This is a genomic window from Nocardia arthritidis NBRC 100137, assembly GCF_001612765.1.
GTDB classification, from domain to species: Bacteria; Actinomycetota; Actinomycetes; order Mycobacteriales; family Mycobacteriaceae; genus Nocardia; species Nocardia arthritidis.
This window is the reverse complement of sequence record NZ_BDBB01000006.1, coordinates 153,393-179,406: the sequence shown is the minus strand read 5'-3', so window position 1 is coordinate 179,406 and position 26,014 is coordinate 153,393. Positions and strand designations below refer to the sequence as shown.

Genomic DNA, 26,014 nt, shown 5'->3' with positions numbered 1-26,014 from the left:
GCACCTTGTGGCGGCGGCGAACCGCCTGCCGATATTCTCTTGGCGTACCGTCCGGTACCCGCATGGCGGGACTGGAACGACATCGAGAGGACAACGTTGACCTCGAGAAGCGTGAATTCCGACAACGCTGCTTCGGGCTACGACCCCGCGCCCGCACGCCTGACGGTGGGAATCGTCTCGGCGGGACGCGTGGGCTCGGCATTGGGCGCCGCACTCGAGCGGGCCGGACACGTCGTGTTCGGCGTCTGCGCGATCTCCGACGCCTCGGTGCGCCGTGCCAGGACCCGGCTGCCCGATTCGGAGATCCTGCCGATCGAGCAGGTGGCCGCGCGCAGTGAGCTGCTGCTGCTCGCCGTGCCCGACACCGAGCTTCCCGGCCTGATCCGTGGGCTGGCCGGCGCCGGGGTCGTCCGGCCGGGCACCATCGTGGCGCACACCTCCGGCGCGAACGGCGTCGGCGTGCTCGCCCCCTTGGCCGAGATCGGCGCCCTTCCGCTGGCCATCCACCCGGCGATGACCTTCACCGGCCACGACGAGGACGTGGCCCGGCTGGGCAACGCGTGCTTCGGTATCACCGCGGCCGACGAGGTCGGCTATGCCATCGCGCAGTCGCTGGTGATCGAGATGGGCGGCGAGCCGGTTCGCGTACCGGAGCAGCACCGGCCGCTGTACCACGCCGCGCTCGCGCACGGCAGCAATCACCTGGTCACGCTGATCGTGGACGCGGTGGCCGCGTTGCGCGCCGCACTGGCCGGCCCCGGCCTGATGGGGCAGCAACTGGTCGACGAGCAGCCCAACGGCCTGGCCGAGCGTCTGCTCGCCCCGCTGGCGTCGGCTGCGCTGGACAACGCGTTGCGCCGCGGCCAGTCCGCGCTGACCGGCCCGGTCGCCCGCGGTGACGCCGACGCGGTAGCCGCGCACCTGGACGCGCTGGCATCGGTCGATTCCCGGCTGGCCGAGGCTTATCGCGCGCTGTCGTTGCGCACCGCTGAGCGGGCGGGCACCGCCCCCGCCGTAATCCAGCTGCTGGAAGGACGCTGATGTTCGACTCGAAACTGCGCGGTGCCTACCGGCCCGGCGTACTGACCGTGCACCACGATCCCGTGGTACTCGGGGCGGTGTCCGCGGCCCTGCGCGGCGTCGGCCGCACCGTCGCGCTGGTGCCGACCATGGGCGCGCTGCACGAGGGGCACCTGGAGATCGTTCGGCTGGCCAAGCGGGCCAACCAGGTCGTCATCGTGTCGATCTTCGTCAATCCCCTGCAGTTCGGGGCGAACGAGGACCTGGACAAATACCCTCGCACGCTGGACGCCGACGTCGAGCTGTTGCGCGCCGAGGGCGTCGAGCTGGTGTTCGCGCCGAGCGTGTCCGACATGTACCCGGACGGCCCACGCACCACGGTGCACCCCGGTCCGCTCGGCGCGGAGCTGGAGGGGGCCAGCCGCCCGACCCACTTCGCGGGCATGCTCACCGTGGTCGCCAAACTGCTGCAGATCGCGCGGCCGACCGAGGCGTTCTTCGGTGAGAAGGATTATCAGCAGCTCACCCTGATCCGGCAGCTGGTCCGCGACCTGAATTTCGACGTGAAGATCACCCCGGTGGTCACCGTCCGTGAGCCCGACGGACTGGCTCTGTCCTCGCGCAACCGCTATCTCGACCCCGTGCAACGCGAAGCCGCACTGGCCCTGTCGGCCGCTCTGTCGGCGGGTAAACACGCGGGCGGCCTGGGCGGCGACGCGGTTCTGGCGGCCGCCCACCAGGTGCTCGACGCCGCGACCGGGGTGGACGTCGACTACCTGGAGCTGCGTTCGGCCACCCTGGGGCCCGCCCCGGCCACCGGCAACGCCAGGCTGCTGATCGCGGCCCGGGTCGGCGCGACCCGCCTGATCGACAACATCGCCGTCACGCTCGGCGCTCCGATCGACGGCCACCCCACCGTCGCCGGTTCGCGGCCCGCCGCGAACTCCTCCCAGCCTGTCGCGGCGGTGTCAGACCCCGCCGTCCTTCCTCCCGCGAACTAGAAAGGTTCGACGCAATGCTGCGCACCATGATGAAGTCGAAGATCCACCGTGCCACCGTGACGCACGCCGATTTGCACTACGTCGGCTCGGTGACCGTGGACCAGGACCTGCTCGACGCCGCCGACCTGCTGGAAGGCGAACAGGTCTGCATCGTGGACATCGACAACGGCGCCCGCCTGGAGACCTACGTCATCGCCGGTGAGCGGGGTTCCGGGGTGATCGGGATCAACGGCGCCGCGGCTCACCTGGTGCACCCGGGCGACCTCGTCATCCTGATCGCCTACGGCCAGCTGAACGAGCAGGAGATCGCCGAGTACGACCCCAAGGTCGTGTTCGTCGACGAGCGCAACCGCCCGGTCGAACTCGGCTCGGACCCGGCGCACGCGCCGGAGGGCTCGGGCCTGACCTCGCCCCGCTCGCTGTCGTTCGTCTGAGGAGCGGCGACCAGGACATGCTGCTGACCATCGATGTCCGCAACACGAGTATCGAACTCGGCCTGTTCTCCGGTTCCGGAGAGCATTCGAAACTGGTGCGGCACTGGCGAATGCACACCAATCCGTTGCTGACCGCCGACGAATTCGCCATGCAGGTGCGCGGGCTGGTCGGCGCGCAACTGGACGAGGTGATCGGCGTCTCAGCGCTTTCCACGGTGCCGCCCGTGCTGCGCGAACTGCGCGGCATGCTCGGCCAATACTGGGGCCACGTTCCGCACGTGTTGGTGGAACCCGGTGTGCGCACGGGGATTCCGCTGCTGGTGGACAATCCGAAAGAAGTCGGCGCGGATCGCATCGTCAATTGCCTGGCCGCTTACCAGCGCTATTCCGCGCCCGCGATCGTCGTAGATTTCGGCACGGCGATCTGTGTTGACCTGGTGTCGAAGAAGGGCGAGTTCCTGGGCGGGATCATCGCGCCCGGTGTGGAGATCTCCACCGAGGCCCTGGTGGAACGCAGTGCGCTGCGGCGGGCGGAGTTGACCAGGCCACGTTCGGTGCTGGGGAAGAACAGCATGGAATGCATGCAGTCCGGCGCGGTATTCGGTTTCGCCGGGCTGGTGGACGGCCTGATCGATCGCATTCGCGACGAGTTCGACGCGTTCGCGGGTGATGACGTCGCGGTGGTGGCGACCGGGGCGACCGCACCGCTGATCGTCCCGGAATCCGAAACGATCGACGACCACGATCCGCACCTCACGCTGACCGGTCTGCGGCTCGTATACGAACGCAATCAGCGGCGCAAGGGGAGTGTCTGATGTGCGCGGTGTCGGATTTGTCGCAGGCCGGGCACTTGTCGACACCGCGTCGTCTGCTGTTAAACTCCCTCTCGTGACCTTCTACGCGAGCACCCAGGAGTGTTGTCGAGGCTGACGTGCCTCGACCGATCGAGGCTGAGTTCAGTTCCCGCCCTCGACCGTTACCTTCCTCCTGGAGATTCGCTCATGCGTTCTTCTGTCCTTTCCCTTTCTTCCGCGCGTACCGCGCTGTCGGCTACCCCGCCGGTGGAACGTTCGGTGGCACCCGCCCTGCCCACCCGGCTGCGCCCGGCCGATCTGCTGCGGCTGACCGACGAGGGCGCCGAAGACGTGCTGGCCGGGCGATACGACCATTTGCTTCCTGCCGGGGGGAAATGGCCGGAAAACGAGCGCTGGGCCACCAGGCTGCTCACTGACGACGAGGTCGACGTCTGGCTGATCAGCTGGACGCCGGGCAAGTCGACCGAGCTGCACGATCACGCCGGGTCGCTCGGCGCGCTCACCGTGCTCAGCGGCGCGCTCACCGAATATCGCTGGAACGGAACGGAACTGCGTCGCCGCACGCTCGCGGCGGGTGATCAGGCCGCGTTCCCGATCGGCTGGGTGCACGACGTCATGCGGGCGCCGGCCGCCGTCGATTCCGCCGGTCCGCTCGATCCCACGCTGAGCGTGCACGCCTATTCCCCGCCGCTCAGCGCGATGTCGTATTACGAGGTGACCGGGCACGGCACCCTGCGGCGCACCCGAACCGTCCTCACCGACCAGCCCGAAGGTGATATGTGATGACCCGTTTGACCATCGATCAGATGCTCGAGAACGCACGGGCCGGCCTCGACCGGATCTACGCCTTCGAATTGCCGGAAGCCATCGAGCGCGGCGCCATTCTGGTGGATATCCGGCCCCAGGCGCAACGCGGACGCGAGGGCACCTTGCCCGGCGCGCTGGTGATCGAGCGCAATGTCCTGGAATGGCGGCTCGATCCCACCAGTTCCGCCCGGCTGGCGCTGGCCGCCGATCACGACGTGGAATGGATCGTCGTCTGCTCCGAGGGATATACCTCCAGCCTGGCCGCCGCCGCGCTGCAGCAACTCGGGCTGCACCGGGCGACCGATCTGGTGGGCGGCTATCAGGCCTTGAAGGCGGCCGGTCTGTTGCACGTCGCCGTCGGGGCGCCGCACTTCGCGCGCGAGGCCGAAGCGCTCGCCTCGCTATAATTCCCCCCGACACTTCCATCTCGAAATAGCCGGGCGCTCAGGTAGTTTCGCATACCACATGATGCGCACCGGCTATTTCGCGTCCGTACGACGCCGGTGCGGACGTCCCGGACGGGGCGTCGCATCGATACCGTTTCGTTACTCCGGGCCGGAGTCCGGGCGGCCCGCATAACGATTTCCGATGCACGCTAGGGTTGTTCGATGTGAGCACCCCGAACTCTGCATCTTCCAGCGCATCGACATCGGATTCGCGGCCTGCCGTGTCACCGGCCGCCGACGATGCACCGGAGCAGATACGGATTCGCCGGGAGAAGCGGGAGCGGCTGCTCGCGGCCGGTGGCGAGGCCTATCCCGTCGTCGTGCCGCGTACGCATACCCTGGCCGAAATTCGGGCCGCATATCCGGACCTCGCCGCGGACACGGCCACCGGGCTTCAGGTGGGCGTCGCCGGGCGCGTCATATTCCTGCGTAATACCGGCAAGTTGTGTTTCGCGACACTGCAGGAGGGCGACGGTACCAAGCTGCAGGCGATGATCAGCCTGAACGGGGTCGGCGCGGACGCCCTCGCCGCCTGGAAGACCGACGTCGATCTCGGTGACTTCGTTTTCGTGCACGGTGAGGTCATCTCGTCGCGGACCGGGGAACTGAGCGTCATGGCCGATTCCTGGTTCATGGCGGCGAAGGCCCTGCGGCCGCTGCCGGTGGCGCACAAGGAGATGAACGAGGAATCGCGGGTCCGGCAGCGTTATGTCGACCTGATCGTGCGTCCGGAGGCCAGGGAAATGGCCCGTACCCGCATCGCCGTGGTGCGCGCGCTGCGCAACGCGCTGGAGCGCAGGGGCTTCCTGGAGGTGGAGACGCCGATGCTGCAGACGCTGCACGGCGGCGCCACGGCCCGGCCGTTCGTCACCCATTCCAACGCCCTCGACATGGACCTGTTCCTGCGCATCGCGCCCGAGTTGTTCCTGAAGCGCTGCGTGGTCGGCGGTTTGGAGCGGGTCTTCGAGGTCAACCGGAACTTCCGGAACGAGGGCGCGGACTCCACGCATTCCCCCGAGTTCGCGATGCTGGAGACATACCAGGCATACGGCACCTATGACGACTCGGCGGTGATGATCCGGGAATTGGTGCAGGAAGTGGCGCAGGAGGCGTTCGGCACGCAGGTGGTGACCCTGGCCGACGGCACCGAATACGATCTCCGCGGCGAGTGGGCCGTCGTCGAGATGTACCCTTCGCTGTCGGATGCGCTGGGTGTGCCGGTGACTCCGGAAACGTCGGTCGCCGAATTGCGCGCACTCGCGGATCGGGTCGGTCTGGAAATTCCGGAGGGCAAGGGCTACGGCCACGGGAAACTCGTCGAGGAACTCTGGGAACACCAGTATGGCGACAAGCTGTACGCGCCGACTTTCGTGCGCGACTTCCCGGTGGAGACATCCCCGTTGACCAGGCAGCATCGTAGTAGGGCAGGGGTCACGGAGAAGTGGGATCTCTATGTGCGCGGCTTCGAGTTGGCCACGGGCTATTCGGAGTTGGTCGACCCGGTGATCCAGCGCGAGCGGTTCGTCGATCAGGCGCGGCTCGCCGCGCAGGGTGACGACGAGGCGATGGTGCTGGACGAGGACTTCCTCGCGGCGATGGAGCACGGCATGCCGCCGACGACCGGAACGGGTATGGGAATCGATCGGTTGTTGATGGCGCTCACGGGATTGGGAATCCGAGAAACGATACTGTTCCCAATTGTGCGTCCGGTCACCCGGTGACCACTGGATTGCAAAGCAGCGACTCCGTGTTGGAATTTCCGGAATTCGGGGTATTCTTGCCTCGGGTAATCGGCCTAGTATGCGGGTCGCACGATTTCGAGAGGACGTTCATCTCATGGCAAAGAAGGTCACCGTTAGCCTGATCGACGATGTCGACGGTGAGTCCATCGCGGACGAGACCATCGAGTTTGCGATCGACGGTGTGTCGTACGAGATCGACCTGTCGTCGGCAAATGCGGCGAAGCTGCGCGACGGTTTGGAGGAGTGGGTTTCGAATGCGCGCCGGGTGAGCGGCCGGCGCCGGGTCAAGGCCGCCGCGGCCGCCGCGGGCACTCCGAAGAGCCGGGTGTCCATCGATCGGGAACAAAGCGCCGCAATTCGGGAGTGGGCGCGTCGGAATGGACACAAGGTGTCCGCACGGGGCCGCATCTCCGCCGACATCACCGACGCGTACAACAAGGCCGCGAAGGGATAGTTATTTTTCGGCCGCCGTCCCGGCGAATCGTGCGACGTCGGGGCGGCGGTCTTGTTTGTGATAGGGCTTCGATATGGGAACGAGACCGGATCACACGGTGGCCTGTCCCGGCGGATGAATCGATCTTGCTCGTGGTACCGGGACGCGGCACCATGGAAGCGTGCGACGGTCACTGGCGGTATGGAGAGGTGAGGTATCGGCGCAGTGACAGGATTCGTCGGATCATTCTTGCGGTTCACCGATGATGCCGGTCGGCAGCAGGAGTTCACGTTGACGCCCGATCGCGGACGTGTCACCATCGGCCGGTCCTCGCATGCCGATCTCGCCCTGAGCTGGGACGCCGAGGTCTCCCGGCTGCACGCGGCGGTCGAATACCTGGGTGCGCACTGGACCATCGTGGACGACGGCCTCTCTCGCAACGGCACCTTCGTCAACGGGGACCGGCTCGTCGGCCGCCGCAGGCTGATGGCAGGGGACGTCATCCGGGTCGGCACCTCGCGGGTGTCGTTTCACGACTTCGGCGGCGTCTCCGACGACATCACCCGTACCTCCACCGGCTCGATACCCACGGCGCGGTCGCTCACCGAGACGCAGCGCTCGGTACTGATCGCACTGTGCAGGCCGTACAAGCACGGCGCGGGTTTCGCCACGCCCGCCTCCAATCAGCAGATCGCCGAGGAGTTGTTCCTCAGCGTCGACGCGATCAAGACGCACCTGCGTGCGCTGTTCGCCAAGTTCGGGGTGGAGGATCTGCCGCAGAACCAGAAGCGGGTGCGATTGGCGGGACTGGCCATGCAGAGTGGGCTCATTTCCGATCGGGACCTGTGAGACCTTCACCGTAGACGCTCGCTTAGCGCATCGAGCTTCTCGGCCATGGAGAGTCCGGGCGGTAGCGGCTTGACTCGGAGGTACCCGGGCCGGAGCGACCACTCCGGCCGGTTTCCGAGCAGGAGGAACTCATGACCGCCACACGTCTCGCCGCACTGGTGCTCGCCACGCTGGCGACAGGCCTGATCGCGGGCCTTTTCTACGCGTACGCCAATTCGGTGATGCCCGCGCTGGCCCGCACCGACGATCGCGCCATGATCGACGTGATGCAGAAGATCAACGTGGTGATCATCAATCCGTGGTTCATGATCGCGTTCCTCGGCACGGTGGGATTCACCGTCCTGGCGGCGGCGCTGCACCTGGGCCGGGAGCACCGGAGCGCGCTGATCTGGATCGTGCTCGCGCTGGTGCTCAACGTGATCGCCTTCGGGGTGACCTCCGGGTTGAACGTCCCGCTCAACGACCAGCTGGCCGCCGCGGGCGACCCGGGCTCGATCGCCGACCTCACCGCGGTGCGCGCCGATTTCGAAGCGGCCTGGGTGCGGTGGAACATCGCGCGCGGCGTCTTCCACACGCTGGCCTTCCTGGCGCTGTGCGGTGCGCTGTTCGCCGCGGGCATTCAGCAGGGCAAGGCCGCGGCGGCGACGCCGGGTCGGGTGGCCGCGGACCAGTACGTCGCGCCTGCCTTCGGTCAGAGTTAGATTCCGCAACGACCCGCCGGAATCTGCTCCGTCTGGGCCACTTCGTGCGGTAGCTTCCCCGGAAGACGAGACCGGACCGGGAGGCTATCGTGCGGCGTGTCCCAGGCTTTTCGTTGCTCTTCGTTCTGCTCACAGCGGTGTGCGCCACCGCGGGCGCGGCGCACGCGCAGGAGCGATATCCGGTCGACTACAACTTCTTCGCGGGCATCCCCGCCGAGCTGTCCCACCCGGGCGGTTCGCTGCCCGGCACCAACGACTGGTCCTGCCGGCCCGGCTCCGAGCACCCGAACCCCGTGGTTCTCGTGCACGGCACGGGTGGTGGCGCACAGACGAACTGGGGCGTGTATGCGCCGTTGCTGGCCAACGAGGGTTACTGCGTGTACTCGTCCACTTTCGGCGCCTACGACCTGCCGTGGCCCGCGTCGGCCATCGGCGGCATGCTTCCGATCGAGCAGAGCTCGGCCCAGCTCGCCGCTTTCGTGGACCGGGTACGGACCGCGACCGGCGCGAGCAAGGTCGACCTGATCGGCCATTCCCAGGGCAACTTCATCGGCAATTACTACGTCAAGCGGCTCGGCGGCGCGGGCAAGGTGGACAAGATGGTCGGGCTCGCCCCGCCCTGGCTCGGCTCCAACGCGGGCGGCATGGCGGACCTGAACGAGTTCGGCACCCGGCTGGGCCTCGGCCCGCTCTTCGACGCCGTGGCGGGCTCGCCGTGCATGGCCTGCCGCCAGGTGCTGCAAGGGTCGGAGTTCGTGCGCACGCTCAACGCGGACGGCGTCTACCACCCCGACGTGGCCTACACGAATATCGCGACCGTGCTGGACGAGCTGGTGGTGCCGTACACCTCCGGATTGGTGACCGGGCCCCGGGTGACGAACATAGTGGTTCAGGACGGGTGCTCGACGGACTACTCTGGTCATACGGGCATAGCGGGCAGCAGGAGGGCCGCGACCTACGTGCTCAACGCGCTCGATCCCGCGCATCAACGCCCAGTGCCCTGCGGTGTCGTCGACCCGTACACGGGGTAGGCAGCCGAGGTCCGACGTGTGCGGCGGAGATCCGGTCGGCGGGCGGTTTGTTCGCTGAGGGCAAAACCTGGCCGGAACGAATCCCGCGGCGCCCACGTTGTGAGTGAATGACCGTGCTGTCGCCGGTCGGCAATAGGGTGGACCGGCGGCGGTGGCATCCCCCGCCAACTAGAGTGGAGGCGGGGGCCGCAACCCCCGGGCTTCATGGCAGGCTGACGCCCACGGTTGTTGTACACAGCACACTGCGGCGTCTGTTGCCAGAATGTCGGAGCAGGAGAGTGAGGGAGCGATGTTCGAGAGGTTCACCGACCGCGCGAGGCGTGTCGTTGTCCTGGCCCAGGAAGAGGCCCGGATGCTCAACCACAACTACATCGGCACCGAGCACATCCTGCTGGGGCTGATTCACGAGGGTGAGGGCGTCGCGGCCAAGTCGCTGGAGTCGCTCGGCATTTCGCTGGAAGGCGTGCGCAGCCAGGTGGAGGAGATCATCGGCCAGGGCCAGCAGGCCCCGTCCGGTCACATCCCGTTCACCCCGCGCGCCAAGAAGGTGCTGGAGCTGAGCCTTCGGGAAGCGCTGCAGCTCGGTCACAACTACATCGGCACCGAGCACATCCTGCTCGGCCTCATTCGTGAGGGCGAGGGCGTGGCGGCCCAGGTGCTGGTGAAGCTGGGCGCCGATCTCAATCGTGTGCGCCAGCAGGTCATCCAGTTGCTGTCCGGGTATCAGGGCAAGGAGCCGGTGGAGTCCGGTTCGCGCGGTGAGGCGGGCACCCCGTCCACCTCGCTGGTGCTCGACCAGTTCGGTCGCAACCTGACCCAGGCCGCGCTCGAAGGCAAGCTCGACCCGGTCATCGGCCGCTCGAAGGAGATCGAGCGCGTCATGCAGGTGCTCAGCCGCCGCACCAAGAACAACCCGGTGCTGATCGGCGAGCCCGGCGTCGGCAAGACCGCCGTCGTCGAGGGGCTCGCGCAGGCCATCGTCAACGGCGAGGTCCCCGAGACGCTCAAGGACAAGCAGCTCTACACCCTCGACCTGGGCTCCTTGGTCGCGGGCAGCCGCTACCGCGGTGACTTCGAAGAGCGCCTGAAGAAGGTGCTCAAGGAGATCAACACCCGCGGCGACATCATCCTGTTCATCGACGAGCTGCACACGCTGGTCGGTGCGGGCGCCGCCGAGGGCGCCATCGACGCGGCCTCGATCCTGAAGCCGAAGCTGGCTCGCGGCGAGCTGCAGACCATCGGCGCGACCACTCTCGACGAGTACCGCAAGTACATCGAGAAGGACGCCGCCCTGGAGCGCCGGTTCCAGCCGGTGCAGGTGGGCGAGCCGACGGTCGAGCACACCATCAACATCCTCAAGGGTCTGCGCGACCGCTACGAGGCGCACCACCGCGTCTCCATCACCGATGGCGCGCTGGTGGCCGCGGCCACCCTGGCCGACCGCTACATCAACGACCGGTTCCTGCCGGACAAGGCGATCGACCTGATCGACGAGGCGGGCGCGCGGATGCGCATCCGTCGCATGACCGCTCCGCCGGACCTGCGCGAATTCGACGACAAGATCGCCGAGGCGCGCCGGGAGAAGGAGTCCGCGATCGACGCGCAGGACTTCGAGAAGGCCGCGCGGCTGCGCGACAAGGAGAAGCAGCTCGTCGCCAAGCGGGCCGAGCGGGAGAAGCAGTGGCGCTCGGGTGATCTGGACGTCGTGGCCGAGGTCGACGACGAGCAGATCGCCGAGGTGCTGGCGAACTGGACCGGTATCCCGGTGTTCAAGCTCACCGAGGAGGAGACCACCCGTCTGCTCCGCATGGAGGACGAGCTGCACAAGCGGATCATCGGCCAGGAGGACGCGGTCAAGGCGGTCTCCAAGGCCATCCGCCGCACCCGGGCCGGCCTGAAGGACCCGAAGCGTCCGTCCGGTTCGTTCATCTTCGCCGGCCCGTCCGGTGTCGGTAAGACCGAGCTGTCCAAGGCGCTGGCGAACTTCCTGTTCGGCGACGACGACGCGCTCATCCAGATCGACATGGGCGAGTTCCACGACCGCTTCACCGCTTCGCGGCTGTTCGGCGCCCCTCCGGGATACGTCGGCTACGAGGAGGGCGGCCAGCTCACCGAGAAGGTGCGTCGCAAGCCGTTCTCGGTCGTATTGTTCGACGAGATCGAGAAGGCCCACCAGGAGATCTACAACACCCTGTTGCAGGTCCTGGAAGACGGTCGCCTCACCGACGGTCAAGGCCGGACCGTGGACTTCAAGAACACGGTGCTGATCTTCACCTCGAACCTCGGCACGTCCGACATCTCGAAGGCGGTCGGCCTGGGCTTCACGCAGTCCAACGCCGAGGGCTCGAACTACGAGCGGATGAAGCTCAAGGTCAACGACGAGCTGAAGAAGCACTTCCGGCCCGAGTTCCTCAACCGCATCGACGACGTGATCGTCTTCCACCAGCTCACCACCGAGCAGATCGTCGAGATGGTGGACCTGATGATCAACCGTGTCGCCACGCAGTTGAAGAACAAGGACATGGCGATCGAGCTCACCGAGAACGCCAAGAACCTGCTGGCCAAGCGTGGCTTCGACCCCGTGCTCGGTGCCCGGCCGCTGCGCCGCACCATTCAGCGCGAGATCGAGGACCAGCTGTCGGAGAAGATCCTCTTCGGCGAGATCGGCCCCGGCCAGACCATCTCGGTCGACGTCGAGGGCTGGAACGGCGAGGGCTCCGGCGAGGACGCCAAGTTCACCTTCTCCGGTAAGGCGAAGCTGACCAAGGCGCAGACCGAAGAGAAGCCGGAAGTCGTGCTGACCGGCGCGACCGAGGGCTCCACCGAGGCTGCCTCGGGCGAGTAAGTCGTAACCGAAAAGCCCGTGCCCACCTTATGGCGGTGGGCACGGGCTTTTTCGTATTTCGGTGGTGACGCCGGGTCAGGAACGCTGGTCGCCGAAACGGGCGAGGACAGGTGCGAAGTCGTCGGCGAGTTCGCCGGGCACGATCACCTCATCGATGCCGTACTTCTCCCTGCGGCGCTCGAGCATCTCGGCGGCGGCCGACGAGTCCGCCGGGATCACGCCCGCCGCACCCGCGTCCGCGAGCGCCTCCGCGGTCATGCCGAGCTTCTTCGAGGTCCAGATCGGCAGCCGCTGACCGATGCCGACCAGCTGATGAGTGAAGCGCAGGATGCGGTCGGTGCCTTCCCGCGCCGTGTGGACCAAGTCGGCCAGTTCCGCCTCCGTGGCGGCGGGCCCCGCCGCGAGCAGAATGCGGTCGGCGAATTTCGCCGCGGTCGCCAGCATCCGGGGGCCATTGGCGGCGATCACGACCGGCGGGGCCGGGGCCACCTCGGCGCGTACGGCGGCGATGGTGGCGACCAGGTGGGCGCGGCGTTGCGCGGCCGATCCCCAGGACGCCCCCAGCCACTGGGCCTCGGCGGCGGCGTCCGGGCGCCCTGAGCCGATCCCGAGTTCGAAACGTCCGTCCGACAGCAGTTGCAGGGCCGCGGTCTCCCTCACTGTGGCGGCGGGGGAGCGCAGCGGTGCCGCCAGCACGTTCGGGCGCAGCCGAATGGTGGTGGTGACGGCGGCCGCCGCGGCGAGGGCCGGGAACGGTGAGGGGGTGAACCGGGTGTCGGGCAGCAGAAGGGTCCGGTAACCCTGCCGTTCGGCGGCGGCTGCCCGTCGCCCCCAGTCGGCTCCCGAACGCGGGGTGAGAACGATTCCGAAGGTCATGCTCATGGGTGGGGATCTCCCGATCGTGGATGTTGCCGCTCGCGCGGCGCCAGCGGTGGACGTCTGGGTCGCTAGCGCTTGGCGCGCCGCGGTTCGCTCAGGACGGCGAGCCTGCTGCGGTACTGCTCCTCGGTGATCTCGCCGCGAGCGAACGCGGTGCGCAGCGCGCCGATGCCGCTCGCACGGCCGATGAACCGCCGCCGGGCGAACACCAGCACCGCCACGATGGTCAGCCAGAACAGCAGCGGGAAGATCCAGAAGAACGGCCAGGTGTGCCATCCGCCGTCGTAGTGGTCGGCCAGGAAACTCACGGCCTCGGGTCGAGTGAAAATATTCATGCCGAAAGACTGCGCCGAAGGGCATAGCGGGGGCATCGGTCGCGCGTCGTCACTCGGAATACGCCTGTGTGCGTACGCTCGAAGTGGCTGGCGGGGTTGCGCGATAATTCACTAGATATTTGCTGACTGTCCATCACTCTGCGAAAGTCGGTTCGCTGAAAAATTGCCGAAGGCCGATTTCGGGCAGAGGGCGATGTCTTACCCGGGCGTCGTGGTGCGACGCCACGATCGAGAATTATTCGCTACGGCTACAGAAGGCCCGGTTCTTGCGCCGGCAGCGGTACGAAGAATGCGCGGGCCGGACGGACGCAGTGCTGCGACGCCTGGCGGTAGCCAGGCACTGCGAGCAGCCCGGCGGCCGCGGTCGGTCTCCCTTGCCGCGGTGCAACCCCTTATGAGGGGCGAGACCGTCACTCGGCAGGCGACCGAGAGCGGCTCATTGCCAGCCGGGGCGGACGAGCCCGGATTCATACGCCATGACCACCAGCTGGGTGCGGTCCCTGGCGTGCAGTTTGGTGAGGATGCGGCTGACATGCGTGCGGGCAGTGGCGGGGCTCATGTAGAGGCGTTCACCGATTTCGGCATTGGTGAGGCCCTCGGCGACCAGGGTCATCACTTCGCGTTCGCGGTCGGTGAGTTCGGCGAGGGTCGTCGGTGGCGGCGTCTTGGCACGCACGGAGAATTCCGCGATCAGTGTGCGGGTCACGCCGGGGGAAAGCAGTGCGTCACCCGCGGCGACCACACGGACGGCACGAACCAGATCGGCCGGTTCGGTGTGCTTGACCAGGAAGCCGGTCGCGCCGGAGCGCAGAGCCTCGAAGACGTACTCGTCGAGCTCGAAGGTGGTCAGCACGACGACGCGCACTGCGGCCAGTCGCGGATCCTCGGCGATCATGCGGGTGGCGGCCAAGCCGTCCAGAATGGGCATGCGGATGTCCATCAGGACCACGTCGGGGCGCAGGCCGCGGGTCATGCGAACGGCCTGCTCGCCGTTGTCCGCCTCACCCACCACTTCGATGCCGTCCTGGGCATCCAGCAACGCGACGAAACCGCCGCGCACCAGTGCCTGGTCGTCGGCCACCAGCACCCGAATGCTGCCGGACGGGGCGCCCGCGCGGGCTGGATCGTGGTGCTCGTGCATCGGGTCTCCTCTACCCTGGCCGCGTAGTCCCCTCAGCGCTGCCCGCGACCTGCCCAGGTGCTCGGCCGGGCGGCGGCATCGGCGGGGTGGTTGGGCTTCGCGGGTGACTCGGTCTCGCTCGAGCGCGCGGTACTCGCGGTGCCCGCGACCGTTGATTCCACTGCCCCGGTACTAGTCGGCGACGTGCCCGGCCCCGCCGCACTCTGCTCCGGCGCGTCCGAGGCCATGTCGCTCCGCGACGGTTTTCTCGCTGTCGAAGTGGGGTGCGGCGATGTGTCCGGGGTAGCCGGGTCCCGTTCCGGCGCTGCTGATGTCGTGCTCCCGGCCGGGGCTCCCGATGCCGTCGAGCCGGCCTCCGCGCCGGGTTCGGGCGCTCGCGTGGGCAACCGGGCCGCGACCCGGAAACCGCCGCTGGGGCGTGGACCGGCGGTGAGAGCGCCGCCGAGCGCGTGGGTGCGCTCGCGCATGCCGATGATGCCGTTGCCGCCGCCGGTGCCGGAACGCGCGGGGGCACTGGTGGGGCGGGTGTTGTCGACGGTGATGTCGACCGAGTCGGGGGTGTAGCGCACGGTCACCGTGGCGTCGGCGCCCGGGGCGTGCCGCAGCACGTTGGTCAGGGACTCCTGGATGATTCGCGCCGCCGCCACGTCGATCACGCTGGGCAGCTGCTGCGGGGCGCCGAGCACTCGGGTGCCGACCGTCAGGCCGGTGGTGCGCGGACGCAGCAGCAGATCGTCCAGGTCGCTGATGCTCGGAGCGGGCGCACGAGGTGCGGGAGGCGGCTCGACCACTGTCGCCGAAGCCTGCTCGAGGTCGTCGTCGCGACTCGAATCCTGCTCGATCGCAGCCGAATTGCGATCCTTTCGGGCGGATCGGCGAGGCCGTCGGTGACCGGTCTGCTCCGCGTCGGCCGTGGACGGTTGCTCGTCGGGCGCCGCGGTGGCGGTTCCGGAGCGGATCGTGTGCAGGAGCGCGTGCACCTCGGCGAGTGCGTCGCGACTGGCGTTCTTGATCGCGGTGAGCGCTGTTTCCGCCTGCTCCGGGCGTTTGTCGAGCAATTCCAGCGCCACCGAGGATTGCACGTTGATCATCGACAGACTGTGCGCCAGCACGTCGTGCAACTCGCGCGCGATGGCAAGGCGCTCCTCGCTGGCGCGCCGCTCGCGCTGCGCTTCCTCGTCCCGGCGCGCGGACTCGGCGCGCTGCCTGCGGGCGACGAGGACGGCCTTGCGCTGGCGGATTCCTTCGGCCGCCAGCAGCAGTACCGCCAGCCACGCCATCAGCGCGAAGACCTGCCACAGGTTGGCGGGGTGGCCCAACTGCGCGGGCAGCGGCCAGACCAGCGCCAGATATCCGAGCGGGACGAGGGGGTAAGTCCACCATCGTGATCCGCTGCTCGCGGCGGTCAAGAAGGCGATGACCAGCGAGACGAAGATCGGTCCGTACCCGTAGCCGCGCAGGAAATAGGCGAGACACACGGCGAGGACGACGATCAGCACGGGCACCGGCTGCGCCCGCCGCCGGATCAGCGCCGCGGGCCCGGCCAGCAGCAGCAGGTAACCGAGCACGTCGAGTGAGTGCACCCCGGTCTGCCGCATATTCGCGAAGGTGCCCCCGACAACCTGAACCGCGGCCACGACGAGCGCGACTCCCCAGTCCAAGCCGACCGAGCTTCGATCCGTAATCCCTGCCACCCGCACCCACGTAGCCTATGCGGCTCGGTCGCGATTCGACGTCCGCCTGGCAACGTATTTCGCGAGAATTGCACCGATTCGGCAATTCGCCGCAGGTCCGCTCCCCGGCGAAAGTCCCGCCGCGCCCGCTGCTCGCGCCGGCCTGGCACGCGATCCGACATAGCTGCAACGGTGGCCGGTGGCTCGGGTGGCGTCGTCCTGGTTACGTATGCCGAACATCGCCCGGCGACGGATGTCCGCGCCGGGGGCGGCGGCGGATTCTCGGTGCATGACAGATTCGATCGTGGTCACCCGAGGGCTGACCAAACGCTACGGGGAGCACACCGCTGTCGACGATGTGAGCATGACCGTCGTGTCCGGCGAGATCTACGGCTTTCTCGGCCCGAACGGCGCGGGCAAGACCACCACGCTGCGCATGCTGGCCGGGCTGATCCGTCCCAGCGAGGGCACGGCCACCGTCGCGGGGCATCGTCCCGGCGATCCCGCGGTGGTCCGCCGGATCGGCGTGCTCATCGAGGGTCCCGGCTTCTACCCCTACCTCTCCGGCCGGGACAACCTGCGCGTGCTCGCCGAGTATCGCGGGCTCGGCCGGCCGGAAGTCGAGGACGCGCTCGCACGAGTCGGGTTGGCGGGCCGCGCCGAGGACAAGTACCGCACCTACTCGCTGGGCATGAAACAGCGCCTCGGGGTGGGCGCCGCCTTGCTCGGCAGCCCCGACCTGCTCGTTCTGGACGAGCCGACCAATGGCCTCGACCCCGCCGGGATGGTCGAGATGCGTGAGCTGATCACCGCTTTGGCCGCCGAGGGGCACACGGTGCTGCTGTCGAGCCACATGCTCAGCGAAGTCCAGGAGATTTGCCACCGGGTCGGTGTGATCTCGCAGGGCAGGCTGCTCACCGAAGCGACGGTCGCGCAGTTGCGCGGAGGTTCGGCACTGGTCGTGCGGGCCGACCCGGTGGAGGTGGCCCTGCCCGCGGTGCGACGGCTGGTGGGCGAACGTTCGGCGCTGCTGACCGCGAGCGGTATCCGGATCGAGTCGGACACCGTCACCGCGCCCGCCGTGGCGCGTGCGGTCGTGGCGTCGGGAGCGGACCTGCTCGAGCTGCGGGTCGAAGAGAAGTCCCTGGAGGAAGTGTTCTTCGAGATGACGCACTGGGAGGCCGCGCGATGAACGGCATGGTGATCCGCGACCTGGTCGCGAGTACGAAGGCGGAAATACTGCGACTGCGGAAGTGGCCCGCGTTCTGGATAGTTCTCGGCACGTGGCTACTGCTGAATCTCACGTTCGCCTATCTGTTCAACTATCTGGCCTACACCTCGGGGGAATCGAGCCGGATGTCCAACGGACTGCCCCGCGAGGCGTTGCTGCGGCAGATGTTGCCGGCCGCGGTGCCCGAGGTATTCACCCAAGGAATGGCCATGTTCGGCGGCGCGCTGATGCTCATCCTCGGCGCCCTGGCCGTCGGCAGCGGATACGGCTGGGGGACCTGGAAGACCGTATTCACCCAGGGGCCCGCGCGAGTGCAGGCGGTCGCCGCGGTGGCGGTGAGTCTCGCCGGTGTGGTGGTGGCGCTGGTGTGCACGGCGTTCCTGGTCGACCTCTCCGTCGCGGCGCTGATCGCGGCTTTCCAGTCGCAGTCGCTCGAGCTGCCGGAACTGGGCCGGTCGCTGCTCGGAATGCTCACCGGCGTCGTGATTCTCGGTATGTGGACCCTCGCGGGCGCGCTGATCGGTGCGATCGCCCGTGGGCCCGCGCTCGCGGTGGGGCTCGGCTTGGTCTGGGTGCTGGTGGTGGAGAATCTGCTGCGCGGGGTGGCCGCGATCTTCGCGCCGATCGAGGTGATCACCGATCATCTGCCCGGCACCGCCGCAGGGTCGCTGGCGGCGGCGATGCGCACCGTGGACGGGCCCGCGACGCCAGGTGTGTCGCAGGTGCTCTCGCGCACCGAATCCATGGTTGTGCTGGTCGTGTACGTGGTGCTGTTCGCGGCCTGCACGATCTGGCTGATGCGCAAACGCGATCTGATGTGAGTTAGAGGAGGGGCGAAGCCGCTGATGGGCGCTGTCCACCGGCGGTTTCCGCGGGCGGCATGCTTACCCTTCCCCCAGAACGGTTTCCGCGATCACCCGAAGGGCAGCGATGATCTGTTCGGAAGTCAAGCCGCGCTCGCGCTGCTGCCGATAGACCTCGGCGGCCAACGGCGCGAGGAGCGGGTCGACCATCGCGTCCGGCTCGCGAATCCCCGCCGCCGACAACAGGGCTCGCACGTGTGCGTACCAGAATCCGTATGCCCCGGTGGCGAAGCGAGCCCCGCCGATCTCGGCGCCGAGCACGAGATGCGCGTGCGCGTCCAGCAATTCGACCATCGCGGCGTAGAACGCGGCCAGCCGCTGCGCCGCGGGAGCCCCGGGGCCGAGCGGCGGCGGACCGGAGAGCAGTTTCGCTTGTAGCGCCCGCTCATGTTCGTCCAGCAGGGCCACCGCGACCGAGTTGGTGTCCGGATAACGCCGATACAGGGTGCCTCGGCCGACACCGGCGGCCTTCGCGATGTCGTCCATCGTGACCGTGCGGGGGTCGCGGGTGGCGAACAACTCCGCGGCGGCGGCGAGCACTTTCGCCCGGTTGCGGGCCGCGTCCGCTCGCTCCGGCGCCGCCGACCGGCCCGGCGCGGCACCGGCGAGCAGGTCGGATCGGGGTTCCATGCCGCGACTCTAGCCGATCCGGCAACAACTGGACAATCTGTCCGGATCGCTCGTATGGTGGAGATCGACGAAATCGGACATTGTGTCCAGTTATCGGAGGTCGGATCATGAGCACGTTGTTGCACCTAGACGCCAGCGCCCGGCGGCAGTCGATCAGCCGGGAGCTGAGCGCGGCCTTCGCCGACGCGTGGCGCGCACGCCATCCGGACGGCGGCTACCACTACCGCGACCTCGCGGCCGAGCCCGTGCCGTTCATCGGGGCGGCGTGGACCGAGTTGTGCGACGCCGTGCTGGCCCTGCCGAGTACGGACCCGGAACGGCTCGGTGAATTGGTGCGTACCCCGGAGCAGGCCACCGCGTGGAAGATCATCGAGCCGCTGCTGGCCGAATTGCTCGCGGCGGACGTGATCCTGATCGGCACCCCGATGTACAACTACTCGATCCCGGCTTCGCTCAAAGCATGGCTGGATCAGGTGACCTTTCCGCGAATGTCGCTGGGGCACAGAAGGTTTGTCGTGGCGAGCGCTCGCGGCGGCGCTTACTCTCCGGGCGCTCCGAAAGCGGCCTACGATTATCAGGAGCGCTTCCTGCGCGACTTCTTCGCGGGACATTTCGCCGTGTCCGACACGGTGTTCGTCCATGCGGAATTAGCCAATTCCCGCCAAGATCCGGCTTTGGCACACAGGCGCGCCGAGCACGACACGTCCTACGCTCGCGCTGCGGCCGCCGTGCGCGCTCTGGCCGGGGAGTACTGAGGTGAACTGGATAGTTCTCGCCGTCGCCGGACTGGTGGAGATCGTGTGGTCGCAGAGCATCAAACCGACCGAGAACTTCACCAGACTCGTTCCGACGCTGGTCTGCGTCGTTCTCGGCGTCACGGCCGTGTACCTGCTGTCGCGCGCCATGCAGACGTTGCCGGTCGGCACCGCCTACGCGGTGTTCACCGGCATCGGCGCGCTCGGCGCGATCACACTCGGCATCGTCGTCCACAAGGACCCGCTCAGCGCGGGCCGACTCCTGGCGCTCGCGTTGATCCTCGGCGGCATCGTGCTGGCCAGGATCACGAATCCGGAGTGAGGACATGCATCGACGGCGCGGAATCGCCTGAGCGTCCATGGTTTCCGCCGAGACGCCCGGCGGGTGCGAGCAGCGCGCCGGGGGCGAACGCGATCGGCGAACCGGTGGGCCGGGGCGTGTCCGCCGGGGTAGGTTTCGTGGTGAATCGTCAAACGATCATCGGCGAAAGGACCGTGATGCCCACACGTACCGCGCGTACCGCCTGGACCGGCACCCTCCAGGAGGGTTCGGGACAGGTCGAACTGGCCAGTTCAGGGGTCGGTAAGTACGACGTGTCGTTCCCCAAGCGTTCCGCCGAGGAGGCCGACGGCACCACCAGCCCGGAGGAGCTGATCGCGGCCGCGCACTCCTCCTGCTACGCGATGGCGCTGTCGGCGCAGATCGGCAACGCGGGCGGTACCCCGGAGAACCTGGACGTCACCGCCGAGGTGACCCTCGGCCCCGACCCGGCGGGCGGCTTCCGGATCACCGGGATCGAACTGACCGTCCGCGGTCGCGTCTCGGGCATCGACGCCGACGCCTTCCAGGCCGCCGCCGAGGCCGCCAAGGCGGGCTGCCCGGTCAGCAAGGCCCTCGCCGGCGTCGACCACATCACCCTGGACGCGGCTCTCGCCTAGCGCCACCGCTTCGTGCCCCGCACCCTCGACGGAGGCGGGGCGCGAAGCGCGCGTGTCAGCGCTTGTGGAAGTAGTGGCGGGCAGGGCGGGTGTAGAGCGCGGGGACGGCGACCAGCACGGCGAAGACGTGAACGGCGCGGAGGGCGGCCAGTAGCAGGGATTCGGGCCCTGCGTCCCGATAGAGGTCGCGCAGTTCGTTCGCGGACATGGCCGCGGCGAGCGGCTCGATGATCAGTGACAACAGGCCGAACCCGCCGATGCCGACGGTGATCAGCAGGCGGGCCCATCGGTCGCCGTAGGTCATGCGCACCGCGACGGCCAGCACCAGAAGGTAGATCGCCGTGCGCACACCCAATCCGGTAGCCAGGCTCGCCGTGTCGGTTCCGGGGAAATCCCGGGCGGCCCGCGCGATAGCCTCGGCGGCGCCCGCGAGCACAGCGACGGCCAGAGCGACGAACGCGACGCGGACGGCGCGCGGCGGTCCAGCGGAATGGACGCGCGGCGATACGGGCCAGACGGAAAAGGCAGTGCCGGTCATGGGACCGACACTGCCTCAGTGCTTCCGGACGCGAATCACCCCGCGGTAGCGGCGGCCACCGGTACCTGAGTATCGGTGCGGGTCGCGAACTCGGTGAGCGCGGCGAAGCCGAGGCCGAGACAGGCCCACAGCGTCGCGGTCTCGGCCAGCGACGCCACCCGGAACTGCCACAGCAGGGTGGCCGGGAACTCCGCGCTCACCTCGTTCACGCCGGGCAGCAGGATGTAACCGAGCGCCGTCACCAGGACGAACGCTGCGACGCCGCCGATCAGCCGGAACGTGGGAAGTTGCGCGCGCAGCGCCGTGAACACCGCGACCGCCGCGCCGACGGCCACCAGGCCCAGCACCACCGCCGCCAGCCACAGCAGGGTGCGCTCGTTGATGGTGTCCGGATCGCCCACCGCCGGTGGGTTCGCTGGGTATTTGAAGAACGGCACCGCGACGATCGCGGCCCAGCCCGCGACGCCGAGCGCCAGGGCGAGCCGCGGGCCGGACAGTGCGGTGTAGCGCCGCGCGAAATGCGCGACCGAGGCGTAGATGGCGCCGAGTGCGAGCCCGGCCAACCCGAGGGCGAGGAACTGCCCGAACTTCTGGCCGCCGCGGCTCACCAGCGGTTCTTCCTCGTCACCGTGGGAATGCCCGGCTGTCGATTCGGCGTGCTCGCCATGGGTGTGCCCGGCGGCGGAGCCCGCTTCCTCGATCGCGATGGCGGCCTCCACCTTCGGTTCGCCGACGAAGTAACCGACTGTCGCGGCCAGCAGACCGGCGATGAGGCCGGCCAGCAGGCCGCGAAGCAGCAGTGTTCGGAGCGAACCGATCAATGGCACGGGAGCCCCAGCAGGTGGCGTCCGTCGTGCATCAGCTCATGCAGATACATCCCGCTGCGCGAGATGACACCCTGGTCGAAGCCGACCAGGTAGAGCGTGAGCAGTGCGAGAAGAACGACACCGACCGTGACGAGCACGGCGGCCAGGGAATCGGTTGCCCGGCTGGGTGAATGCGCGATGGCCATTCGAGTCCTCCTTGGGATACGCGTCCCGTCGGGTGGTGGCGCGACGGTGCCGGTGTCTGGCTTTCCGGCACCGGACTCGGTGCGTGGAACACAGTGGCGCGACCGCTCCGGAATCTCACCGGAATTACCGCGTCACCCTCGCGTTTGTCCTTCGAACTGTGACACCCGCACACCCCCCGCGTCAACCGGGTCCGGCACGGGCGTACCACGGCGTCGGGCGAGTCGCCGGGCAGGCGGACCTGCCCGGCGGTGGGTCTCCGGCTCAGTTCGCGGGCTTGGCCTCGACGTCGAGCACGACCTCGAACTCGAGCAGGGACGCGCCCGTCGAGACCGGCTTCCGACGCTCACCCGCGTGCGCCTCACGCGCGGGCCCGTCCCGCCAGGCCGCGAAGGACTCTTCCGAATCCCACTGGGTGACAACGAAATACCGCGTCTCGCCGGCGACGGGGCGGAGCAGCTGGAAGCCGAGGAAGCCGGGGGAGCCCTCGACCGCGTGCGCACGGTGGGCGAACCGCTTCTCCAATTCGGGGCCCGCGCCCTCGGGAACCTCGATCGCGTTGATCTTCACAACAGCCATGCGTCCAAGCTAGCGGCTGCGGCCGAGCAGACGCTCGGTACCTCGTATTGTCGAGTCGATGTTGCACGACGAAGGCGGAGCAGGCGCGCCGATCCTGCTGCTGCACGGACTGATGGGCAGCGCGCGCACCTGGCGCGATCAGCTGGCCTGGCTGCGCGGATACGGTCATGTCTACAGCTTCGACGCCGCGGGCCACGGCAGGCCCGCTCCCGAGGAACTGACCACCGAGGCCTTCGTCGCGGACCTGGCCGCGGGCACCGCCGCGATCGGCGAGCCGATGGTGGTGATCGGCCATTCGATGGGCGCGCTGCACGGCTGGGTGTTCGCCGCGGCCCACCCCGATCGGGTCCGGGCGCTGGTGATCGAGGACATCGCGCCGGACTTCACCGGCCGCACCGCCGCGCACTGGGCGGCGATGATCGAGGCGTGGCCGCAGCCGTTCCCCGACGACGAGGCCGTACTGTCCTTCTTCGGGCCGGTCGCCGGACGGTACTTCCTGAACTCCTTCGAGCGCGGGCCGGAGGGATACCGGCTGCACGGCTCGGTCACCACTTTCCGCGATATCTCCGAGGAGTGGGGAACGCGCGACTTCTGGCGGCAGTGGCATGCGGTGCGGGTGCCCGCCCTGCTGCTGGAGGGTGAGCACAGCATCACTCCCCCGGGGCAGATGCGGCGGATGGCCGCCGCCCATCCGGGCGCCGACTACGCCCTGATCCCCGGCGCGGGCCATCTCGTGCACGACGACCAACCGGAGCGCTACCGAGCAGAGGTCGAGCGCTTCCTGCGGCGCGTGCTTCGGACCTGAGGACCGCGGCCGGTTCCAGGTCAGCCGGTCGCGCCGGGGTGCCCGCCCTCGCCCGCCAAGGCGAACAGGCCCTCGGGTGTCTGTTCGATCAGGCCGTCCAGCAGCAGCGAGTCCAGGGCTCGGTCGCGCTGGCCCGGATCGCGGGTCCAAGCGATATCCAGGCGCGTTCGTTCCACCGGCCCGCTGGCATGCCGCAGGACCTCCAGCAGGCGACCGCGCGCTTGGCGGTCGGTGCCCTCGTACTTCTGAGTGCGGCGGACCACCTCGCTCACCGGCCGGCCCGCGGCGACCCACGCGCAACTCGGCAGTGGGCAGCGCGTGCAATCGGGGGCGCGAGCGGTGCACACGGTCGCGCCGAGTTCCATCAGGGCGGCGGAGTACACCGCGGCGCGGTCGACCTGAAGCGGGAGCAGCGCCTCGGTGTCGGGGAGGTCCCGCGAGGAAGGATTGCCCGCTTCCGCGCGACCGTGCACCGCCCTGGCAACCACCCGCCGGACATTGGTGTCCACCACCGGAACTCGTTGGCCATAGGCGAAACAGGCGACGGCGCGCGCGGTGTAGGCCCCGATGCCCGGCAGCCCCAGCAGCACATCCACGTCCGTGGGCACCTCGTCACCGTGCTCGGTCGCCAGCACCCTGGCGCACTCGTGCAGCCGCAGCGCGCGGCGCGGGTAGCCGAGCTTCCCCCAGGCCCGCAGCACTTCGGCCGGCGAGGAGGCGGCCATCGCCGAGGGGACCGGCCAGCGCGCCACCCACTCCCGCCAGATCGGCTCGACCCGCACGACCGGGGTTTGCTGCAGCATGATCTCGCTCATCAGAATCTGCCACGCGGTGACGCCCGGCCTGCGCCACGGTAGATCGCGCGCGGTCTTCCCGTACCAGTCCAGCAACGTGTCCGCGTCGATGCCCTTCGGTGCGCCGTTCCGCACTGCCCTCACTATCCCCGTCCTACTGCTGCCAGGTGGTATTTGCCCACCTGTAACCGGCCGAACTCGCTGGTAACCCGAACCGTCCTGCACAATGGTCGGTATGCCGGATTCCAACCCGATCAGTGCCTGGAAGTCCCTGCGCGAAGGCAACGAGCGCTTCGTCAGTGGTGAACTGCTGCATCCTAGCCAGGGCGCAGCGGACCGGGCCAAGCTCGTCAGCGGCCAGCACCCGCACGCGATCTTGTTCGGTTGCGGCGACTCCAGGGTCGCCGCCGAACTCATCTTCGACCAGGGCCTCGGCGACATGTTCGTGGTACGCACCGCGGGCCATGTGGTCGACAGCTCGGTGCTCGGCTCGATCGAGTACGGGGTGCAGGTGCTCAACGTGCCGCTCATCGTAGTGCTCGGGCATGACAGCTGCGGCGCCGTGAAGGCCACCATCGACGCGCTGGACGGCGGCGAGGTCCCGGGCGGGTTCATTCGCAGCGTGGTCGAGCGGGTCACGCCGTCCATTCTGATCGGGCGGCGCGAAGGCCTGTCCACCGTCGACGAGATGGAGGCCAGGCACGTGGTGGAGACCAGCCGCCTGCTCATGCAGCGGTCGATGATCATCTCGCAGCGGGTGGCGACCGGTGAGCTCGCCATCGCCTGCGTGACCTACAAACTGGCCGAGGGCAAAGTGCAACTGCACCGGGTCGTCGGCAACATCGGCGAGGTGGTCTGACGCTCCGGCGTGCCCGCTGTCGGCCCAGCGTGCCGGCGGAATGTACTCGCCGCAGACAGGTGCGGACGGCCGACACGCCGTGCCCCTGAGACGGTGCGCCCGATGGTGCCCTTACCGTTGAGACGTGCTGGAACCGAATGGACCGCTGCCACCGGAGATCTACTGGCGTCGACGCGTGTTCGCCATCGGAATCATGGTGGTCGCCCTGGCGCTGGTGATCTGGGTCGTGCTCGCGGTCGCGCGCGGGGGCGACTCGCCCGGTGACACCCGGGCCGCCGAGTCCAGCTCGGTCGCGGCCAAGCCCGTCGACGCGGCGGCCAAGCCGTCGGGTGAGTCCGGCGCGCCGAAAACCTCGGCGGCGGCCACCAGTGCCGCAGCGGGCCCGTGCCCGGACCAATCGCTGGCCATCAAGGTCACCGTCGAGCAGCCCACGTACAAGACCGGTGAGCAGCCCGTGTTCGGGATCGTCATCACCAACATCTCGGCGGTGCCGTGCACCCGCGACATGGGCTCCGGTCTGCAACAGGTTTCAGTGCACACGCTCGACGGCCAGCGGCGCCTGTGGTCGAGCACCGACTGCTATCCGGACGGCCAGCCCGACGTTCGCACGATGAGTCGCGGTGAGCAGGCGGCATTCACGGTGACCTGGTCGGGCACCACGTCCCAGCCCAGCTGCGCGGGCGAACGGGTTCCCGTTCCACCGGGGGCCTACAGCGTTGTCGCGCAACTCGGCTCGGTGCGCAGCATGGCCGAGCCGTTCAACATCGCCTGATCTGCGTTGGTTTTTCCAGCGTGCGGTGCTGGCTCGGTCTCGCTTCGCTCGAAACCGGGAGTCGAGGTGCGCTGGGAGCGTCGGTAT

Annotated in this window: 30 protein-coding genes; 20 read left to right on the top strand and 10 right to left on the bottom strand. The window is 68.4% G+C overall.

What is annotated here, in order from left to right; all coding sequences use genetic code 11:
- The first annotated feature begins 111 nt into the window (after positions 1 to 111).
- From NA8_RS06345 to NA8_RS06290, 12 genes are all read left to right on the top strand, one after another.
- On the top strand, positions 112 to 1,041 hold the full coding sequence (locus NA8_RS06345; protein WP_063049399.1) for a Rossmann-like and DUF2520 domain-containing protein: 930 nt from the start codon (positions 112 to 114) through the stop codon (positions 1,039 to 1,041).
- Complete coding sequence (gene panC / locus NA8_RS06340; protein WP_063049398.1) at positions 1,041 to 2,021, top strand: pantoate--beta-alanine ligase; 981 nt, start codon at positions 1,041 to 1,043, stop codon at positions 2,019 to 2,021. The genes NA8_RS06345 and panC overlap by 1 nt, the downstream gene beginning before the upstream one ends.
- A gap of 14 nt (positions 2,022 to 2,035) precedes the next feature.
- Entirely contained in the window at positions 2,036 to 2,455 is a 420-nt protein-coding gene (panD, locus tag NA8_RS06335; RefSeq protein ID WP_040773236.1) for an aspartate 1-decarboxylase, read from the top strand.
- 17 nt (positions 2,456 to 2,472) lie between these two features.
- Positions 2,473 to 3,270, top strand: coding sequence for a type III pantothenate kinase (locus tag NA8_RS06330; RefSeq protein ID WP_040864536.1), 798 nt, complete (start codon positions 2,473 to 2,475; stop codon positions 3,268 to 3,270).
- Between the two features lie 186 nt (positions 3,271 to 3,456).
- Complete coding sequence (locus NA8_RS06325; RefSeq protein ID WP_084466562.1) at positions 3,457 to 4,053, top strand: cysteine dioxygenase; 597 nt, start codon at positions 3,457 to 3,459, stop codon at positions 4,051 to 4,053.
- Between the two features lie 8 nt (positions 4,054 to 4,061).
- A complete protein-coding gene (locus NA8_RS06320) occupies positions 4,062 to 4,484 on the top strand; it encodes a rhodanese-like domain-containing protein (protein ID WP_063049464.1) in 423 nt (140 codons plus the stop codon).
- Between the two features lie 260 nt (positions 4,485 to 4,744).
- Positions 4,745 to 6,244 carry a lysine--tRNA ligase gene (gene lysS / locus NA8_RS06315; protein ID WP_063049396.1) on the top strand — a complete coding sequence of 500 codons (1,500 nt, stop codon included), beginning with the start codon at positions 4,745 to 4,747 and terminating at the stop codon, positions 6,242 to 6,244.
- A 115-nt stretch (positions 6,245 to 6,359) separates the two neighbouring features.
- Positions 6,360 to 6,719, top strand: a complete 360-nt coding sequence (locus NA8_RS06310; RefSeq protein WP_040864538.1) for a histone-like nucleoid-structuring protein Lsr2 — start codon at positions 6,360 to 6,362, stop codon at positions 6,717 to 6,719.
- Positions 6,720 to 6,947: 228 nt separating this feature from the next.
- On the top strand, positions 6,948 to 7,547 hold the full coding sequence (locus NA8_RS06305; protein WP_439957368.1) for an FHA domain-containing protein: 600 nt from the start codon (positions 6,948 to 6,950) through the stop codon (positions 7,545 to 7,547).
- A 131-nt stretch (positions 7,548 to 7,678) separates the two neighbouring features.
- Entirely contained in the window at positions 7,679 to 8,248 is a 570-nt protein-coding gene (locus NA8_RS06300; protein ID WP_063049394.1) for an anthrone oxygenase family protein, read from the top strand.
- A gap of 113 nt (positions 8,249 to 8,361) precedes the next feature.
- A complete protein-coding gene (locus NA8_RS06295; protein ID WP_439957367.1) occupies positions 8,362 to 9,279 on the top strand; it encodes an esterase/lipase family protein in 918 nt (305 codons plus the stop codon).
- A 289-nt stretch (positions 9,280 to 9,568) separates the two neighbouring features.
- Positions 9,569 to 12,124, top strand: coding sequence for an ATP-dependent Clp protease ATP-binding subunit (locus NA8_RS06290; RefSeq protein WP_063049392.1), 2,556 nt, complete (start codon positions 9,569 to 9,571; stop codon positions 12,122 to 12,124).
- A gap of 75 nt (positions 12,125 to 12,199) precedes the next feature.
- Here the strand turns inward: NA8_RS06290 and NA8_RS06285 are convergent, their stop codons facing one another.
- The 4 genes from NA8_RS06285 to NA8_RS06270 form a co-directional block, all read right to left on the bottom strand.
- Positions 12,200 to 13,006, bottom strand: coding sequence for an LLM class flavin-dependent oxidoreductase (locus NA8_RS06285; protein ID WP_245663686.1), 807 nt, complete (start codon positions 13,004 to 13,006; stop codon positions 12,200 to 12,202).
- Positions 13,007 to 13,071: 65 nt separating this feature from the next.
- Positions 13,072 to 13,338 carry an SHOCT domain-containing protein gene (locus NA8_RS06280; protein ID WP_063049391.1) on the bottom strand — a complete coding sequence of 89 codons (267 nt, stop codon included), beginning with the start codon at positions 13,336 to 13,338 and terminating at the stop codon, positions 13,072 to 13,074.
- Positions 13,339 to 13,774: 436 nt separating this feature from the next.
- On the bottom strand, positions 13,775 to 14,479 hold the full coding sequence (locus tag NA8_RS06275; RefSeq protein ID WP_063049390.1) for a response regulator: 705 nt from the start codon (positions 14,477 to 14,479) through the stop codon (positions 13,775 to 13,777).
- Positions 14,480 to 14,511: 32 nt separating this feature from the next.
- Entirely contained in the window at positions 14,512 to 16,077 is a 1,566-nt protein-coding gene (locus NA8_RS06270) for a sensor histidine kinase (RefSeq protein ID WP_084466573.1), read from the bottom strand.
- A gap of 364 nt (positions 16,078 to 16,441) precedes the next feature.
- Here NA8_RS06270 and NA8_RS06265 point away from each other — a divergent pair, with 364 nt between their 5' ends.
- Entirely contained in the window at positions 16,442 to 17,344 is a 903-nt protein-coding gene (locus tag NA8_RS06265) for an ABC transporter ATP-binding protein (RefSeq protein ID WP_063049389.1), read from the top strand.
- The gene (locus NA8_RS06260) at positions 17,341 to 18,204 is read left to right on the top strand and encodes an ABC transporter permease subunit (RefSeq protein WP_369690247.1); all 864 of its coding nucleotides are present in this window, start codon (positions 17,341 to 17,343) and stop codon (positions 18,202 to 18,204) included. Before NA8_RS06265 ends, NA8_RS06260 begins: the two co-directional genes overlap by 4 nt.
- Positions 18,205 to 18,267: 63 nt before the next feature.
- Here NA8_RS06260 and NA8_RS06255 read toward each other — a convergent pair whose 3' ends face one another.
- Positions 18,268 to 18,876, bottom strand: coding sequence for a TetR/AcrR family transcriptional regulator (locus tag NA8_RS06255; protein ID WP_063049388.1), 609 nt, complete (start codon positions 18,874 to 18,876; stop codon positions 18,268 to 18,270).
- Positions 18,877 to 18,983: 107 nt separating this feature from the next.
- On the opposite strand from NA8_RS06255, the gene NA8_RS06250 reads away from it, so the two are divergent.
- From NA8_RS06250 to NA8_RS06240, 3 genes are all read left to right on the top strand, one after another.
- Positions 18,984 to 19,631, top strand: coding sequence for an FMN-dependent NADH-azoreductase (locus NA8_RS06250; protein WP_063049387.1), 648 nt, complete (start codon positions 18,984 to 18,986; stop codon positions 19,629 to 19,631).
- A 1-nt stretch (position 19,632) separates the two neighbouring features.
- Positions 19,633 to 19,953, top strand: a complete 321-nt coding sequence (locus NA8_RS06245) for a DMT family transporter (RefSeq protein WP_063049386.1) — start codon at positions 19,633 to 19,635, stop codon at positions 19,951 to 19,953.
- A 176-nt stretch (positions 19,954 to 20,129) separates the two neighbouring features.
- Positions 20,130 to 20,570 (top strand): OsmC family peroxiredoxin, encoded by a 441-nt coding sequence (locus NA8_RS06240; RefSeq protein ID WP_063049461.1) that lies wholly within the window; start codon positions 20,130 to 20,132, stop codon positions 20,568 to 20,570.
- Positions 20,571 to 20,625: 55 nt separating this feature from the next.
- Here NA8_RS06240 and NA8_RS06235 read toward each other — a convergent pair whose 3' ends face one another.
- The 4 genes from NA8_RS06235 to mhuD form a co-directional block, all read right to left on the bottom strand.
- Positions 20,626 to 21,108, bottom strand: coding sequence for a hypothetical protein (locus NA8_RS06235; RefSeq protein WP_063049385.1), 483 nt, complete (start codon positions 21,106 to 21,108; stop codon positions 20,626 to 20,628).
- 35 nt (positions 21,109 to 21,143) lie between these two features.
- Positions 21,144 to 21,935, bottom strand: a complete 792-nt coding sequence (locus tag NA8_RS06230; RefSeq protein WP_063049384.1) for a CbtA family protein — start codon at positions 21,933 to 21,935, stop codon at positions 21,144 to 21,146.
- On the bottom strand, positions 21,926 to 22,120 hold the full coding sequence (locus NA8_RS06225) for a CbtB domain-containing protein (RefSeq protein WP_063049383.1): 195 nt from the start codon (positions 22,118 to 22,120) through the stop codon (positions 21,926 to 21,928). The genes NA8_RS06230 and NA8_RS06225 overlap by 10 nt, the downstream gene beginning before the upstream one ends.
- A gap of 262 nt (positions 22,121 to 22,382) precedes the next feature.
- Positions 22,383 to 22,697 (bottom strand): mycobilin-forming heme oxygenase MhuD, encoded by a 315-nt coding sequence (gene mhuD, locus NA8_RS06220; protein WP_063049382.1) that lies wholly within the window; start codon positions 22,695 to 22,697, stop codon positions 22,383 to 22,385.
- Between the two features lie 58 nt (positions 22,698 to 22,755).
- Here mhuD and NA8_RS06215 point away from each other — a divergent pair, with 58 nt between their 5' ends.
- Positions 22,756 to 23,502 (top strand): alpha/beta fold hydrolase, encoded by a 747-nt coding sequence (locus tag NA8_RS06215; protein WP_063049381.1) that lies wholly within the window; start codon positions 22,756 to 22,758, stop codon positions 23,500 to 23,502.
- 20 nt (positions 23,503 to 23,522) lie between these two features.
- Here the strand turns inward: NA8_RS06215 and NA8_RS06210 are convergent, their stop codons facing one another.
- Positions 23,523 to 24,431: an HhH-GPD family protein gene (locus NA8_RS06210; RefSeq protein WP_281198962.1), complete on the bottom strand. Its 909-nt coding sequence runs from the start codon at positions 24,429 to 24,431 to the stop codon at positions 23,523 to 23,525.
- A gap of 100 nt (positions 24,432 to 24,531) precedes the next feature.
- Between NA8_RS06210 and NA8_RS06205 the strand changes: the two genes are divergently transcribed.
- Together NA8_RS06205 and NA8_RS06200 are read left to right on the top strand one after the other, a co-directional pair.
- Complete coding sequence (locus NA8_RS06205) at positions 24,532 to 25,155, top strand: carbonic anhydrase (RefSeq protein ID WP_040864678.1); 624 nt, start codon at positions 24,532 to 24,534, stop codon at positions 25,153 to 25,155.
- Between the two features lie 124 nt (positions 25,156 to 25,279).
- A complete protein-coding gene (locus NA8_RS06200; RefSeq protein ID WP_063049380.1) occupies positions 25,280 to 25,927 on the top strand; it encodes a DUF7974 family protein in 648 nt (215 codons plus the stop codon).
- Positions 25,928 to 26,014 lie beyond the last annotated feature (87 nt).